This window comes from Kluyvera sp. Awk 3, assembly GCF_028069715.1.
Lineage (GTDB): Bacteria > Pseudomonadota > Gammaproteobacteria > Enterobacterales > Enterobacteriaceae > Kluyvera > Kluyvera georgiana_A.
Window position 1 is genome coordinate 1 of sequence record NZ_JANEWH010000335.1, and the last position, 458, is coordinate 458.

Here is a 458-nt window from a genome sequence, read left to right on the forward strand (position 1 = left end):
CTTAGTAAGTGATATAATGCATAAAATAATGAATGATGGGATTGACGAATTAATCAAAAGGCTTGACTGGTAGTCAATTCCACCTTTCATATTGCTACCAATCATCTCTAGAGAAAAGAAAACTATGCAAGCGCATACAAGATAAGATATTAACTTTGGCGGCCTTACCTGAACTCGATTATAAACGCAAGCCCACAAAGAACCCGCCACAAAATCAAGAACAATAGTATTCCCCATAACATTTTTTAACGATGTATCAAGCCAACCAACATAGCCTATTTCATATTTGTTCTTCACAATTGACATTATAACGATAATGGCAATGGAACAGGCTAATGATGACTTTATCTTCCCTCTAAAGAAAAAAGAACTTATCGCAAATACAACATAGAAGTACATCTCATAAGCCAATGTCCAGTTAACATAGTTAGCTCTATCATAACTGCTATTTATTGGAG

General features: G+C 34.7%; 1 pseudogene. It reads right to left on the reverse strand.

Features of this window, described 5'->3' with window-relative positions:
• Positions 1-458 (reverse strand): annotated as a pseudogene (locus NNN71_RS24975) (hypothetical protein); the annotation flags it as partial.